A 13,409-nucleotide genomic window follows, 5' to 3' on the forward strand; every position below is an offset into this window, starting at 1 on the left:
GGCTTAAAGGCGACTGGCCACCGAGGTGGCCAGATCGCTGGGAACACAAAATAACAAGGCCATCGGCCCGGTCGCACGGTGGGGGCCCAAGCCCCCGGGCTCAGGCTTCCTGGGCGTTTGGCAGGGCCAGGCGCGAGGTGTCGGTGTCACCGGCCTCGTCTTGGCCCACGCGGTTTTCGTTGAGGCGCACGATGTCGTCGGAGGTGATGTCGCCGGTCACGTAGACACCGTCGAAGCACGACGCATCAAAACCCGTGATGCCGCTGTTCAGCGAGCCAATCGCGGCCTTCATGGCGTCAACATCTTGGTAAATCAGGGCGTCGCAGCCAATGATCTGGCGCACTTCCTCGACCGTGCGGCCGTGGGCCACCAGCTCGGTGCTGGTCGGCATGTCGATGCCGTACACATTGGGGTAGCGCACCGGCGGTGCCGCGCTGGCCATGTAGACCTTGTTGGCGCCGGCGTCGCGCGCCATCTGGACGATTTCACGGCTGGTCGTGCCGCGCACGATCGAGTCGTCGACCAACAGCACGTTGCGGCCCTTGAACTCGCTGGCGATCACATTGAGCTTCTGGCGCACCGACTTCTTGCGCACGCCTTGGCCCGGCATGATGAAGGTGCGGCCGACGTAGCGGTTCTTCACAAAGCCTTCGCGGTACGGCAGGCCCAGCAGGTGGGCCAACTGGGTGGCGCTGGGGCGGCTCGATTCGGGGATCGGGATGACCACATCGATCTCGTTCGGCGGCACCGTCGAGACCACGCGCTTGGCCAGGGTCTCGCCCAGGTTCAGGCGAGCCTGGTAGACCGAGATGTTGTCCAGCACCGAATCGGGACGGGCCAGGTAGACAAACTCAAAAATACAGGGGTTGAGCTTGGGGTTCTCGGCGCATTGCTGCGAGTGGATCTGACCCTTGAGGTCGATGAACACGGCTTCGCCGGGGTTGATGTTGCGCTCGAACACATGGCCCGTGCCCTCCAGGGCCACCGACTCGCTGGCCACCATCACGGTGCCGTCGGCGCTGCGGCCCATGGCCAGCGGACGGATGCCGTGCGGGTCGCGGAAAGCCAGCAGGCCGTGCCCGGCGATCAGCGCGATCACGGCGTACGAGCCCTTGACGCGCTTGTGCACGGCACGCACCGCGGCAAACACCTCTTCGGATTGCAGCGGCAGGCCGCGGGTGGCGCGCTCGAGTTCGTGCGCAAACACGTTCAGCAGCACTTCGGAGTCGCTGTCGGTGTTGGTGTGGCGGTGGTCGGTGGAGAACAGCTCCGAGCGCAGCGCCTTGGCGTTGGTCAGGTTGCCGTTGTGCACCAGCACGATGCCGAAGGGCGCGTTCACGTAGAAGGGCTGGGCCTCTTCCTCGCTGTAGGCGTTGCCCGCGGTCGGGTAACGCACCTGGCCCAAGCCGACATCACCCGGCAAGGCGCGCATGTTGCGGGTGCGGAACACGTCACGCACCATGCCCTTGGCCTTGTGCATGAAGAATTTCCGCTCCTGCTGGGTCACGATGCCGGCGGCATCCTGACCACGGTGCTGCAGCAACAGCAACGCGTCGTAAATGAGCTGATTCACAGGGGCGTTGCTGACAACGCCGACGATTCCACACATGACAAAACCCCGATCAAGGAAGGTATCTTCCAAACTGCGCCGGCAACGCCGGCTTCAAACCATCCAGCACCGCCGCAAGCACCGGTGCCCCTTTTGACTCCTGCCACCAACCGCCCTCGTGCAGCGGGGTGATCTGAACCACCGCCGCCACCGCGAGCAAGAATACTGCGCCACGCACCAGGCCAAACAAGGCCCCGAGCGCGCGGTCGGCAGGCCTCACGCCAATCGCCGACACAAGCTTCTGGGCCAGAAAGGCCACCAGCGCTGAGGCAAAGATGGCCGCGATGAACACCACCAGGAACCCGGCCGCATAACGCATGGGCCCGTCCAGTCCGCCCAACGGCAGGTAGGCCGCCACGTCGAGCGCGAACCACTGAGCCACCCAGAAAGCCACCACCCAACCGGCCAGCGACACCATCTCGTACACCAGACCGCGCCAGGCGCCGATCACCAGGGACACCCCCAGCACCAGCAACAACGCCATATCGACCACGGCCATCAGACCTGCCCTCGCTTCCGGTGCACGCTGAATTACAAGGTCAGGATGGAAGCGGGCAAATCAAGGGACTTGATGCGCCCGGCGGCCTTATCGGCCTCCACCTTGCCTGCGAACGGTCCGACCCGCACCCGAATGCGCTTGCCATCGGGCGTGTCCACCACTTGCGTGTATGTCTTGAGACCGGCTTTTTCAAGCTTCAGGCGCGCCTCACGCGCCTTGGTCGCGTCACTGAAGGCGCCGACCTGCACGATGAAACGGGCGGCGTCGGCCGCCGCGGCCTCGGGGGCCGCCTTGCCTTCGAGCAGGGCACGCGCGCGGGCGGCGTCGTCCGACTTGGCCTCGGCCTTGTCGGCCTTCGGTTCGGGCTTGCTGTCTGCCTTGGCCTCGACCTTGGGTTCAGGCTTGGCGTCCGGGCGGGTGGCAGGCCGCGCTTCGGCCTTGGCTTCGGGGCGCGGCTCCGGCTTGGCCTCGGCCTTGTGCTCCGGCTTGTGTTCTGGTTTGGCCTCGGGCTTGCGTTCGGCCTTGGCCTCCGGCTTGGCTTCGGCGCGGGGTTCGGGCTTGACGCTGTCCTTGCGCGGTTCGGCCGCGGCCACGGTGGTCTTGGACTCGGGGCGGTTGTCGCGGCGATCGCTGCCAGCCACCACTTCTTCGTCGGGCGCGATACCGGACAGCGCCGGGCTCGGCGTCGGCACCGCCAGCGGGGTGGTCTTGTTCTTGTCGGGGATGACGATCGGGATGTCGATCGGCACCGGCCGTGGCTGGGTGTCAAACAACAGCGGGAACCCCAGCACACCGGCCAGCACCAGCACCGCTGAACCGATCAGGCGGTGGCGGGCGCGGCGGCGCAGAACCTCGACGCTGTCAGCCTGCGCACTGGCCGGCGGGCGCTCGTCACGGCCCTTGGAAGCGCCCCCCAGGGGCCAGCGGAACTTGAAAAAAGCCATGAGGTGAGGTGTTCAGGCGTCCAGGTGTTTGGCGTGAAGGCGGGGAATTCCGTCCTTCAAAACGCCACCCACGGTGAAGAACGAACCAAAGACCACGATTCTATCAGCCGGGTCTGCTGCCGCGACAGCTGCGTTCAAGGCCGCCATCGGATCGCGGAAAGTGGCGGTGGGCACCTCGCGCCGCCCCCCCGCCGCCATCTGCAGGGCGTGCCATTTGGCCTGCAGGCCGGCGGCCGTCTCGGCACGCGGTGTGGGCAGGTCGGTGAAATACCAACGGTCCACCAGCGGGCCGATCTTGGCCAGCATCGGGCCCAGGTCCTTGTCGGCCATGGCGCCCAACACCGCGTGGGTGCAGGGGGCGTAGCCCATGGCGTCGAGGTTGGCCGTCAGGGCGGCCACCGAATGGGGGTTGTGGGCCACGTCCAGCACCAGGTTGGGCTGGCCCGGCACGATCTGGAAGCGGCCCGGCAGTTCGACCATGGCCAGACCGTTGCGCACCGCCTGTGCGGTGACCGGCAGACGGTCACGCAGCGCGGTCAGGGCCGCCAACACACCCGACGCGTTGACAAGCTGGTTGGCACCGCGCAGCGCCGGGTAGGCCATGCCGCTGTAACGGCGCCCCCGGCCGGCCCAGCCCCACTGCTGCTTGTCGCCCGAGAAATTGAAATCGGTGCCAAAGCGCCACAGGTCGGCACCGATCTCCAGCGCGCGGTCCAGCACGCTTTGCGGCGGCACCGGGTCACTGACCACCACCGGGCGGCCCGTGCGCATGATGCCGGCCTTCTCCAGGCCGATGGTCTCGCGGTCGTTGCCCAGGTACTCCATGTGGTCGAGGTCGATGCTGGTGATGACCGCGCAGTCGGTGTCCACCACGTTGACGGCGTCCAGGCGCCCGCCCAAGCCCACCTCCAAAATGGCGACCTCCAGGCCCGACATCGACAGGCAGCGCAGGATCGCCAGGGTGGTGAACTCAAAGTAGCTCAGCGACACCGGCTCACCTTGCAGGCGCGCGACTTCGACTGCCTCAAAATGAGGCAGCAGCGCCTCGGCGGTGACCGATTCGCCATGCACACGGCAGCGTTCTTCAAAATGCACCAGGTGCGGCGAGGTGTAGACCCCGGTGCGGTAACCCGCCTGCAACAGCACCGCCTCGAGCATGGCGCAGGTCGAGCCTTTGCCGTTGGTGCCCGCCACCGTGATCACAGGGCTGTCAAAACGCAGGCTCAGGCGCTGTGCGACTTCGCGCACACGGTCCAGGCCCATCTCGATGTTTTTCGGGTGCAGCTGCTCGCAATGCGCCAGCCAGGCGTCCAGGGTGGTAGGCAGGGGGGTTTTCATAAGACCGTGGATTGTCGCGCACGGCGGGCTGCGGCATCATCGGCACCATGAATCCCCCTACCCTCACCGTCTACGGCATTCCGAACTGCGACACCGTCAAGAAGGCCCGCACCTGGCTCACCGAACAGGGCCACGCCTTTGTTTTTCATGACTTCAAGAAGGCCGGCGTGCCCACGCCCGAACTGGACCACTGGCTGCAGGCCCTGGGCTGGGACAAGCTGCTCAACCGCCAAGGCACGACCTGGCGCAAGCTCGACCCGGCCACCCAGGCCGCGGTGACCGACAGTGCCAGCGCGCGCGCCCTGATGCTGAGCCAACCCAGCGTCATCAAGCGCCCCGTGGTGGACTGGGGCCCCGCCGCCACGCCGCGCTACAGCGTGGGCTTCAAGGCCGACGACTGGGCCCAGCGGAGCGTTTGAGCGCCCCGGGCAGGCGCCAACCGTTTGTTACAACTGTTTACAGCACGGCGTCCCAGTGGCCGGAACCACCCCACTAGACTGAAGTCAACCTGACAAGCCCTTAGGGCGTTCAGATCCCAAGAAAAGAGGTATTTCATGACCAAAACGATTGCCATGACCCTGATCAGCCTGGCCGGCTTGGGCGCCATGGGTGGCGCCAGTGCCCAGGAAATGGCCCGCGTGGTGTCCAGCGTGGCGGTGATCCAGCAGGTGGCGGTGCCCCAGCAGGTGTGCACCAACCAAGAGGTGGTTCGCCCCGGCTCGACCTCGGGCGCCGGCGCCGTGATGGGCGCCGTGGCCGGTGGCGCAGTCGGCAACGCAGTGGGTGGCGGCACGGGCAAGACCGTGGCCACCGTGCTGGGCGTGCTGGGTGGCGCCATGCTGGGCAACTCCATCGAAGGCCCCGGCGCCTCGCAGGTCCAGAACGTGCAGAACTGCAGCACCCAGACCCGCTACGAGAACCGCACGGTGGGCTACAACGTGACCTATGAGTACGCGGGCCGCCAGTACATGGTGCAGACCCCGAACGACCCAGGCCAGTTCATCCCCGTCCAGGTGACGCCGGTGATCAACGGCCGCCCGGTGCAAAGCAACTACGGCGGTCACCCCAATGTGCGCCCGGTGGCCGCCCCCAGCTACGCCCCGGCCCCGCTCTACCCCAGCCCGAACTGAGGCGCCCCACCCGCCGAGCCGCCCAGCGGCCCGACACCGATTCACCCCCAGGGTGGCGCCCGCCCCCTGGGGGTTTTTGCTGCCGCGAACGCCACGCCCCCTGGCGACAGGGCTGATCGCCGGGTCGCCAAAGCACCGATCGCGGAAAGCGGGTCACGCGCTGACCTAAAATCGGGGTTTGCCCAAAATCGGCCCACCGACCGTGTGTGCGTCGCGCCCCGCGCGCAGCGACCCCGGCCTGGCCAGCGCCGCCCGGCCCAACCCCCAACGGATTCACCCGAATGACCACTGACACCATCCAAAACGTGGCCCTGACCACGAAGGCCAATGTTTATTTCGACGGCAAGTGCGTGAGCCACGGCTTCACCCTCGCCGACGGCACCAAGAAGAGCGTTGGCGTGGTGCTGCCCTCGACCCTGACCTTCAACACCGGCGCGCCGGAAATCATGGAATGCGTCGGCGGTGCCTGCGAATACAAGCTCGCGGGCACCGACACCTGGGTCGCCTCCAGCGCCGGTGAATCGTTCAAGGTGCCGGGCAACTCGTCCTTCGAGATCCGCGTGACCGAGGCCTACCACTACATCTGCCACTTCGGCTGATCCACCCCACAAGGACCGAACATGGCCACCATCCTGCAACAACTGCCCACCGGGCAAAAAGTCGGCATCGCCTTCTCGGGCGGTCTGGACACCAGCGCAGCCCTGCTCTGGATGAAGCTCAAGGGCGCTGAGCCCTACGCTTACACCGCCAACCTGGGCCAGCCCGACGAACCCGACTACGACGAGATCCCCCGCAAGGCCCTGGCCTACGGCGCCAAACTGGCCCGCCTGGTGGACTGCCGCACGCAACTGGCCCACGAAGGCATCGCCGCGCTGCAAGCCGGCGCCTTCCACATCTCCACGGGCGGTGTGACCTACTTCAACACCACCCCGCTGGGCCGCGCTGTGACCGGCACCATGCTGGTGGCCGCGATGAAGGAAGACGACGTCAACATCTGGGGCGACGGCAGCACCTTCAAGGGCAACGACATCGAGCGTTTCTACCGCTACGGCCTGCTGACCAACCCCTCGCTGAAGATCTACAAGCCCTGGCTGGACCAGACCTTCATCGACGAACTGGGCGGTCGCGCTGAAATGTCGGCCTTCATGACGGCCCAAGGCTTTGGCTACAAGATGTCGGCTGAAAAGGCCTACTCCACCGACTCCAACATGCTGGGTGCCACGCACGAAGCCAAGGACCTGGAGAACCTCAACAGCGGCATCCGCATCGTCAACCCGATCATGGGGGTGGCTTTCTGGCGCGAAGACGTTGAAGTCAAGCGCGAAGAAGTCAGCGTCACCTTTGAAGAAGGCCAACCGGTGGCCCTCAATGGCGTGCGCTACGACGACCCGGTGGCCCTGATCCTCGAAGCCAACCGCATCGGTGGCCGCCACGGCCTGGGCATGAGCGACCAGATCGAGAACCGCATCATCGAAGCCAAGAGCCGCGGCATCTATGAAGCCCCTGGCCTGGCGCTGCTGCACATCGCCTACGAGCGCCTGGTGACCGGCATCCACAACGAAGACACCATCGAGCAGTACCGCGTCAACGGCCTCAAGCTGGGCCGCCTGCTGTACCAAGGCCGTTGGTTCGACCCGCAAGCCATCATGCTGCGCGAAACCGCCCAACGCTGGGTGGCCCGCGCCGTGACCGGCACGGTGACGCTGGAACTGCGCCGTGGCAACGACTACTCGCTGCTCAACACCGAAAGCCCCAACCTGACCTACGCGCCCGAGCGCCTGTCGATGGAAAAGGTCGAGGACGCGCCTTTCTCGCCGGCCGACCGCATTGGCCAGCTGACCATGCGCAACCTGGACATCGTGGACACGCGCGAAAAGCTGGGCATCTACACCCAGGCCGGCCTGCTGTCGCTGGGTGGCAACTCGCCGCTGCCCTCGCTGCCGGGCAAGGGCGAATAAGCCACTGGGCCCCACCGGGCCCTGGGGCACGCCCCAACCCAAAAGGCCAGCCGGTCATGCCGGGCTGGCCTTTTTGTTGGCGGGTCGGACCCAGCGGGCGCGGGCCCACCGGCCTGAGCTGGCCTCAGATCACCACGGGCTCGGGTTCCAGGCGGATGCCAAAGCGCTCGTACACACTGGTCTGGATGGCGCCCGCAAGCGTCATGACCTCGCCCCCGGTCACGCTGTCCTGGCCCTGCCCCCGGTTGACGAGCACCAGCGCCTGCTTTTCATAGACGCCCGCCTTGCCCACGGACTTGCCCTTCCAACCGCAAGCGTCGATCAACCAGCCCGCGGCCAGTTTGACGCTGCCATCGGGCATCGGGTAATGCACGATCTTGGGCTCGCGCGCGATGATGTCGGCGCACTGCTCGGGCGTCACCGACGGGTTCTTGAAGAAACTGCCCGCGTTGCCGATCTGCGCCGGGTCCGGCAGCTTGCTGCGCCGGATGTCACACACCCACTCGAAGATCTGCTGTGCGCTGGGCTGCTCGATGCCCGCCTGCACGCGACGGCGCTCGAGGTCCAGGTAACCGAGCACGGGTTTCCAGGGCTTGGGCAGGCGCAGGCGCACGCGGGTGATGACCGCCCGCCCCGCCAGGCCCAGTCCGCGCGCCAGGCCTTCGGCCTGCGGGTCGGCCGGGGCCGCGTGCTTGAACACCGAATCCCGGTAGCCAAAGCCGCACTGCGCCGCGTCCAGCGTGAAGGTCTGCCCGGTGAGCAGGTCAAACGCGTCCAGCGACTCGAAGCGGTCTTGCAGCTCAACGCCGTAGGCACCGATGTTCTGCACCGGTGAAGCCCCCACCGTGCCGGGGATCAGCGCCATGTTCTCCAGCCCGGGCAGGCCCTGAGCCAGAGTCCAGACCACCGCGTCGTGCCAGGCCACGCCGGCGCCGACCTCCACGATCCAGGCGCGCGGGGTTTCCTCGAGCAGGCGGATGCCGGGGATTTCCATCTTCAGCACCACCGGGCGCACATCGCCGGTGAGCACAATGTTGCTGCCGCCCCCCAGCACAAATTTGGGCTCGGGCCCCAGTTCGGGGTCGGCCAGGACAGCGCTCAGGTCCTGCACTTCGCGCACCCGCACCAGGGTCTGGGCGCGGGCCACGATGCCAAAGGTATTGCAGGCTTGGAGCGGGGCATTTTTCTCGACTAACATCGGTCTTATTGTCTCATCTGCTCCGTCTGAACTCCCATGCCCTCTTTTGATACCGTCTGTGAAGCCAACCTGGTCGAAGTGAAGAATGCCGTCGAGAACGCGGCCAAGGAAATTGGCACACGTTTCGATTTCAAAGGCACCTCGGCCGCCATCGAACTCAAGGACAAGGAAATCACCTTGTTCGGTGACGCTGAATTCCAGCTCGACCAGGTCGAGGACATCCTGCGCAACAAGCTCACCAAGCGCAATGTGGACGTGCGCTTCCTCGACAAGGGCTCGGTGCAGAAGGTCGGTGGCGACAAGGTCAAGCAGGTCATCAAGGTGCGCAACGGCATCGAATCCGAAGTGGCCAAGAAGATCCAGAAGCTGATCAAGGACAGCAAGCTCAAGGTGCAAGCCGCCATCCAGGGCGACGCCGTGCGCGTGACCGGTGCCAAGCGCGATGACCTGCAGGCCGCGATGGCCCTGGTGCGCAAAGACATCACCGACGTGCCGCTGGACTTCAACAACTTCCGCGACTGACCGGCCCCCATGCCTGCCCGGCCCACGCTGCAGCGCCCCTTCGGCTTGGCCCGCTCCCGGCGGGGACTGGCTTGCCTGGGCCTGAGCTGGGGCTTGGCAGCCGTGGCCCCCAGCGGCCTGGCCGCCGAACCCGTGACCCTGGGCGGTGTGCTGGGTGGGCGGGCCCTGCTGGTGATTGGCCAACAGCCCCCCAAAGCCGTGGCCGTGGGCGACAGCCTGCTGGGCGTGCGGGTGCTGTCGGTGGGACGTGACGAGGCCCTGATCGAGCAAGACGGTCGCCGCCAGACGCTGCGCCTGGGTGACGCCCCGGTGCAACTGGGGGCCGCCAGCGCAGGGCCCAAGCCCCCGAACGGCAAAAAGATCACCCTCACCTCCGACAGCAGCGGGCATTTCAAAAGCCAGGGCATGATCAATGGCCAGGTGATGCAGTTCATGCTCGACACCGGCGCCACCGTGGTGGCCATCGGTCGGCCAGACGCGGACCGCATGGGCCTGGCCTACCTGGCCAGCCCCCAGGTGGCCATGAGCACGGCCAATGGCAGCACCCCCGCCTGGCCCATGAAGCTGGCCAGCCTGCGCGTCGGTGACGTGGAGGTCTATGACGTCGACGCGGTGGTGCTCAGCAATCCCCTGCCCTTTGTCCTGCTGGGCAACAGCTTCCTGAGCCGCTTCCAGATGCGCCAGAGTGGCGACCAAATGGTGCTGGATAAAAAGCCTTGAAAGATACCCTGCCCATGTCCCTGGTCTCGGACCCCGAGACCAGCAGCTACGAGGACCTGCTCACGCTCTGGGGTGACCTGGAGTCCAGCCTCGGCCTGCTGCTGGCGGTGCCCGAGAACGTGCCTGACTTTGCGCAGAAGATCCGCCAATACGACCGCTGGTTGCAAGACCTGCTCGAAGAAGACGCCGACACCGGCCTGTACCTGCTGTTCCAGATGGCGGGCACCTCGATCGCGGGCTACAGCACGACCCACGCCCTGGTCTGCGCGGCGCTGTGCCACATCATCGCGCAAGAGGTCAAATTGCCGCGTGAGCAACGCGACAGCCTGGTGGCCGCCGCGCTGACCATGAACATCGCGATGACCGCACTGCAGGACGAGCTGGCCGAGCAGCGCGAACGCCCCAGCGTCGAGCAGCAGTCCAACATCGACGCCCACTCGGTCAAAAGCTGCCTGTTGCTGGCCCGCGTCGGCATCCAGGACGAACTGTGGCTGGCGGTGGTGGCCTCGCACCACGAAAACCTGCCCCTGCCCGTGCCGGGCGGCGCCCCCGACCCAGGCCTGCGCCTGACCCACATCCTGCAGGTGGTGGACCGCTATGCGGCCATGATCAGCCCGCGCCGCAGCCGCGTGGGCAAAAGCGTGACCGACTCACTGCGCATGGTGATTGGCGCCAGCCAGGGCCGACAGGACGATGTCGCCCAGGTGCTGGTGCGCCGGGTGGGCCTGTGCCCGCCGGGCACCTACGTGAAGCTGGACAACCAAGACCTGGCGGTGGTGCTGCGCCGCACCGAACGCGCCAACCAGCCCCTGGTGGCCAGCCTGATCAACGCGCGCGGCGAGCCCTACCCGCAACCCCGCCTGTACAACACGACGCGCGGTGAACACCGCATCCAGGCCGCCATGCCCTCGCACGCGGTGACCCTGATGATCAACCACTCGGTGATGTTGCAGGTGGCCCGCAACCACCCGCCCGACATGCTGTGAGGTCGGGGGGCCTTGCGGTCGGCGCTTGAGTGGGGCCCAGCCGCCAACGCGGCGGCGACGCCTTCACCCGGGGGCCCGCCGCGGCCAGCGCGCCCCGGCGGGCTGACACCCGGGGATACCCCGGGTGCGCAGCGCCCCGCCTTCAGGCTTTTTTCTTTTGCCCGAGCTTGGACTCGGTGCCCGCCAACAGGCGCTGGATGTTCTCGCGGTGGCGGTAAAACAGCAGCGCGGCCATCACGGCCAGCGCCACGGTGACCGGGGTTTCGGCGTACCAGGCGGTGCCGCTGGCCAGCACGTACAGGGCCGGTGCGGCGGCCGCCGCCGTCAGCGAAGACAGCGACGAGTAGCGGAACAACACCGCCATCAGCAGCCACACGGCACCCGCTGCCAGGCCCAGCACCGCGTCGACGCCAAACAGCACGCCCAGCGCCGTGGCCACGCCCTTGCCACCCACGAAGCGGAAAAACACCGGGTACAGGTGACCCAGGAAAGCCGCCAGCCCGACCAGGGCCAGGGTGCCATCGCCCAGGTCCAACGCGGCGCCATAGCGGCGCACCAGGAACACCGGTAACCAGCCCTTGAGGGCATCCAGCAACAAGGTGATGACGGCCGCGGCCTTGCTGCCCGAGCGCAGCACATTGGTGGCGCCGGGGTTCTTGCTGCCGTAGGTGCGCGGGTCGTTCAGGCCCATCAGGCGGCTGACGATGACGGCAAACGACAGCGAGCCCAGCAGGTAGGCCAGGGCCGTGGCGGCCAGAGGGTAAAAAGTCTGCAAGGTAGCGGTCCTCTCAACAAAGCATCGACACCAGGGGCCACTGGGCCGCCCGGCGCATGAAAACAGCGGCGGCTCAGCCGCCCAGGGCGATCATTCTGCCAGCGCGCACTGCACCGGACGGGCACCCAGCAGCGCCACACAGACCTGCGGGTCCAGCCCCACCAAAAAACCACGCCGTCCGCCGTTGATGCAGATGCGCGGCAGGCTCAGGATGCTCTCCTCGATGTAGACCGGCATGGCCTTGCGGGTGCCGAACGGCGAAGTGCCGCCGACCAGGTAACCGCTGTGGCGGTTGGCCACCTCGGGGGCGCAGGGCTCCACCGACTTGGCCCCGATCTGACGCGCCAGGTTCTTGGTCGACACCTTGCGGTTGCCGTGCATTAACACCACCAGGGGCTTGGCGTCCTGGTCCTGCATGATCAGGGTCTTGACGACGGTGAAAGGGTCTTGCCCCAGCACCTCGGCGCTGTGCAGCGCCCCGCCATGCTCCAGGTACTCATAAGGGTGTTCGGTGTAGGCCACCCGGTGGGCCTTGAGCCACTGGGTGGCGGGGGTTTCAGAGACGTGTTCTTTTTTGGCCATGACATGCAGGGGGCACCGGCGTGCCCGACATCCGGGTCGCCATGTTAGCAACGCCGGGCGGGCTCAGGCGGGCTCGGTCTGCGGCTCGGCCGCCGTGCGCGGGCTGCGCGGCGGGCGCGTGCGCACCTTGCGCTTGCCAAACTCGCCCACCCCGGCCACCAGCAGGTCGGCAAAGGCCTGCACCGGCGGCAACAGGCTGCGCCCGGCCTGGGCCAGCAGGCACAGGCGGCGCTGCTGCAGCTCGGGCTCGACAAAGGGCAAGGCCTTGAGCTCGCCTTGGGCCACCCAATGCGCCACGGTCAGGTAGCCCGCCGGCATCAGGTCCTTGTCGCTCATCATGGACATCAGCGCTGGCGAGAAATTGCTGACCACGGTGGGCACGTACTGCGCCCCGTGCTGGCTGCACGCCAGGTCAAACAGACGTCGGCTGGTGGTGCCCGCGGCGCCCAGCACCAGCGGGTAGCGCACGGCGTCCTGCACCCGGATGCGGGGCTTGCCCGCCAGGGGGTGGTCGGCGCGCACCACGGCCATCACCGGGGCTTGCACCGTGTGCAACACCGCCACTTCTTTCTCGGGGGTCAGGCTGTACTTGAGGCCCAGGTCGATTTCGCCCTGACGCAACAACAGGTTGACCTGCTCAGGGGCCACCACATTGAGCTCCAGCTGGGCCGTCGGGTGCTGGGCCCGGAAGGTCCGCAGGGCACCCGCCATGAAGCCGGCCGCAAAGCCTTCGGTGCAGGCCAGGCGCACCCGGGGGCGCCCCGCCAGGCCGCGCAGCTGTTCGAGCAGAAAGCCACTGTCCTCGGTCGCCGTCAGCACGTGGGCCAGCAGCTTTTCGCCCGCGGCGGTGGGCACCATGCCGCGCGGCGCGCGCTCGAACAAAGCCAGGCCCAGGCTGTCTTCGAGCAGGGTGATCTGCCGGCTCACCGCCGAGGCCGCCACATGCAGCTGGCGCGCCGCCTCGCTGACCGAGCGGGCCCGGGCCACCACGACAAAGTAACGCAGGGGCAAACTGAACAGAGGCAGCTTCACGGCAGGTGACCTTTCCAATCCAAGCAACGGGGCCTTGTTAATTCTCTAACGAAGGCAACGCAAGAAACAGGCCTGAATACCCTTGCCTCGTCGTCTAATGAAGGCCCGACACACCT

At 66.9% G+C, this 13,409-nt stretch carries 15 protein-coding genes; 7 read left to right on the forward strand and 8 right to left on the reverse strand.

From position 1 onward, the window contains the following. Positions 1 to 100 precede the first annotated feature (100 nt). Genes purF through folC form a run of 4 tightly spaced genes read right to left on the reverse strand, consistent with a single transcriptional unit; the run spans position 101 to position 4,390 of the window. Entirely contained in the window at positions 101 to 1,609 is a 1,509-nt protein-coding gene (gene purF / locus PSQ40_RS17840) for an amidophosphoribosyltransferase (protein ID WP_273953242.1), read from the reverse strand. 13 nt (positions 1,610 to 1,622) lie between these two features. Further along, positions 1,623 to 2,108 carry a CvpA family protein gene (locus tag PSQ40_RS17845; protein ID WP_273953243.1) on the reverse strand — a complete coding sequence of 162 codons (486 nt, stop codon included), beginning with the start codon at positions 2,106 to 2,108 and terminating at the stop codon, positions 1,623 to 1,625. Positions 2,109 to 2,140: 32 nt separating this feature from the next. After that, positions 2,141 to 3,052: an SPOR domain-containing protein gene (locus PSQ40_RS17850; RefSeq protein ID WP_273953244.1), complete on the reverse strand. Its 912-nt coding sequence runs from the start codon at positions 3,050 to 3,052 to the stop codon at positions 2,141 to 2,143. A gap of 12 nt (positions 3,053 to 3,064) precedes the next feature. Beyond that, the gene (folC, locus tag PSQ40_RS17855; RefSeq protein WP_273953245.1) at positions 3,065 to 4,390 is read right to left on the reverse strand and encodes a bifunctional tetrahydrofolate synthase/dihydrofolate synthase; all 1,326 of its coding nucleotides are present in this window, start codon (positions 4,388 to 4,390) and stop codon (positions 3,065 to 3,067) included. Positions 4,391 to 4,437: 47 nt separating this feature from the next. Between folC and PSQ40_RS17860 the strand changes: the two genes are divergently transcribed. The 4 genes from PSQ40_RS17860 (at position 4,438) to argG (ending at position 7,478) form a co-directional block, all read left to right on the forward strand. Next, on the forward strand, positions 4,438 to 4,809 hold the full coding sequence (locus PSQ40_RS17860) for an ArsC family reductase (protein WP_273953246.1): 372 nt from the start codon (positions 4,438 to 4,440) through the stop codon (positions 4,807 to 4,809). Positions 4,810 to 4,944: 135 nt separating this feature from the next. Beyond that, positions 4,945 to 5,520 carry a glycine zipper 2TM domain-containing protein gene (locus PSQ40_RS17865; RefSeq protein ID WP_273953247.1) on the forward strand — a complete coding sequence of 192 codons (576 nt, stop codon included), beginning with the start codon at positions 4,945 to 4,947 and terminating at the stop codon, positions 5,518 to 5,520. Between the two features lie 281 nt (positions 5,521 to 5,801). Next, positions 5,802 to 6,119, forward strand: coding sequence for a pyrimidine/purine nucleoside phosphorylase (gene ppnP, locus PSQ40_RS17870; RefSeq protein ID WP_273953248.1), 318 nt, complete (start codon positions 5,802 to 5,804; stop codon positions 6,117 to 6,119). Between the two features lie 21 nt (positions 6,120 to 6,140). Next, complete coding sequence (gene argG / locus PSQ40_RS17875; RefSeq protein WP_273953249.1) at positions 6,141 to 7,478, forward strand: argininosuccinate synthase; 1,338 nt, start codon at positions 6,141 to 6,143, stop codon at positions 7,476 to 7,478. Between the two features lie 124 nt (positions 7,479 to 7,602). Here argG and murB read toward each other — a convergent pair whose 3' ends face one another. Continuing rightward, positions 7,603 to 8,676 carry a UDP-N-acetylmuramate dehydrogenase gene (gene murB / locus PSQ40_RS17880; RefSeq protein WP_273953250.1) on the reverse strand — a complete coding sequence of 358 codons (1,074 nt, stop codon included), beginning with the start codon at positions 8,674 to 8,676 and terminating at the stop codon, positions 7,603 to 7,605. Positions 8,677 to 8,712: 36 nt separating this feature from the next. On the opposite strand from murB, the gene PSQ40_RS17885 reads away from it, so the two are divergent. From PSQ40_RS17885 to PSQ40_RS17895, 3 genes are read left to right on the forward strand one after another with little or no spacing between them, the layout of a single operon-like run. Next, entirely contained in the window at positions 8,713 to 9,198 is a 486-nt protein-coding gene (locus PSQ40_RS17885; RefSeq protein ID WP_273953251.1) for a YajQ family cyclic di-GMP-binding protein, read from the forward strand. 9 nt (positions 9,199 to 9,207) lie between these two features. Next, positions 9,208 to 9,918, forward strand: coding sequence for a retropepsin-like aspartic protease family protein (locus tag PSQ40_RS17890; RefSeq protein WP_273953252.1), 711 nt, complete (start codon positions 9,208 to 9,210; stop codon positions 9,916 to 9,918). A 14-nt stretch (positions 9,919 to 9,932) separates the two neighbouring features. Continuing rightward, positions 9,933 to 10,904 carry an HD-GYP domain-containing protein gene (locus tag PSQ40_RS17895; protein ID WP_273953253.1) on the forward strand — a complete coding sequence of 324 codons (972 nt, stop codon included), beginning with the start codon at positions 9,933 to 9,935 and terminating at the stop codon, positions 10,902 to 10,904. 142 nt (positions 10,905 to 11,046) lie between these two features. Here PSQ40_RS17895 and plsY read toward each other — a convergent pair whose 3' ends face one another. The 3 genes from plsY to PSQ40_RS17910 all read right to left on the reverse strand — a co-directional run bounded on the left by plsY (position 11,047) and on the right by PSQ40_RS17910 (position 13,293). Further along, positions 11,047 to 11,679, reverse strand: coding sequence for a glycerol-3-phosphate 1-O-acyltransferase PlsY (plsY, locus tag PSQ40_RS17900; RefSeq protein WP_273953254.1), 633 nt, complete (start codon positions 11,677 to 11,679; stop codon positions 11,047 to 11,049). 90 nt (positions 11,680 to 11,769) lie between these two features. Next, entirely contained in the window at positions 11,770 to 12,261 is a 492-nt protein-coding gene (ybaK, locus tag PSQ40_RS17905; protein WP_273953255.1) for a Cys-tRNA(Pro) deacylase, read from the reverse strand. Between the two features lie 63 nt (positions 12,262 to 12,324). Further along, a complete protein-coding gene (locus PSQ40_RS17910; protein ID WP_273953256.1) occupies positions 12,325 to 13,293 on the reverse strand; it encodes a LysR family transcriptional regulator in 969 nt (322 codons plus the stop codon). Between the last annotated feature and the right edge of the window lie 116 nt (positions 13,294 to 13,409).

Source organism: Curvibacter cyanobacteriorum (assembly GCF_028649475.1).
Classification (GTDB): Bacteria; Pseudomonadota; Gammaproteobacteria; order Burkholderiales; family Burkholderiaceae_C; genus Curvibacter; species Curvibacter cyanobacteriorum.

Bases quoted from the DNA above. Each gene is read 5' to 3' on its own strand.
- PSQ40_RS17865 (WP_273953247.1), top strand. From the start codon at position 4,945: ATGACCAAAACGATTGCCATGACCCTGATCAGCCTGGCCGGCTTGGGC.
- PSQ40_RS17890 (WP_273953252.1), top strand. From the start codon at position 9,208: ATGCCTGCCCGGCCCACGCTGCAGCGCCCCTTCGGCTTGGCCCGCTCC.
- PSQ40_RS17895 (WP_273953253.1), top strand. From the start codon at position 9,933: ATGTCCCTGGTCTCGGACCCCGAGACCAGCAGCTACGAGGACCTGCTC.
- argG (WP_273953249.1), top strand. From the start codon at position 6,141: ATGGCCACCATCCTGCAACAACTGCCCACCGGGCAAAAAGTCGGCATC.
- PSQ40_RS17850 (WP_273953244.1), bottom strand. From the start codon at position 3,052: ATGGCTTTTTTCAAGTTCCGCTGGCCCCTGGGGGGCGCTTCCAAGGGC.
- folC (WP_273953245.1), bottom strand. From the start codon at position 4,390: ATGAAAACCCCCCTGCCTACCACCCTGGACGCCTGGCTGGCGCATTGC.
- purF (WP_273953242.1), bottom strand. From the start codon at position 1,609: ATGTGTGGAATCGTCGGCGTTGTCAGCAACGCCCCTGTGAATCAGCTC.
- PSQ40_RS17885 (WP_273953251.1), top strand. From the start codon at position 8,713: ATGCCCTCTTTTGATACCGTCTGTGAAGCCAACCTGGTCGAAGTGAAG.
- PSQ40_RS17860 (WP_273953246.1), top strand. From the start codon at position 4,438: ATGAATCCCCCTACCCTCACCGTCTACGGCATTCCGAACTGCGACACC.
- murB (WP_273953250.1), bottom strand. From the start codon at position 8,676: ATGTTAGTCGAGAAAAATGCCCCGCTCCAAGCCTGCAATACCTTTGGC.
- PSQ40_RS17845 (WP_273953243.1), bottom strand. From the start codon at position 2,108: ATGGCCGTGGTCGATATGGCGTTGTTGCTGGTGCTGGGGGTGTCCCTG.
- ppnP (WP_273953248.1), top strand. From the start codon at position 5,802: ATGACCACTGACACCATCCAAAACGTGGCCCTGACCACGAAGGCCAAT.
- ybaK (WP_273953255.1), bottom strand. From the start codon at position 12,261: ATGGCCAAAAAAGAACACGTCTCTGAAACCCCCGCCACCCAGTGGCTC.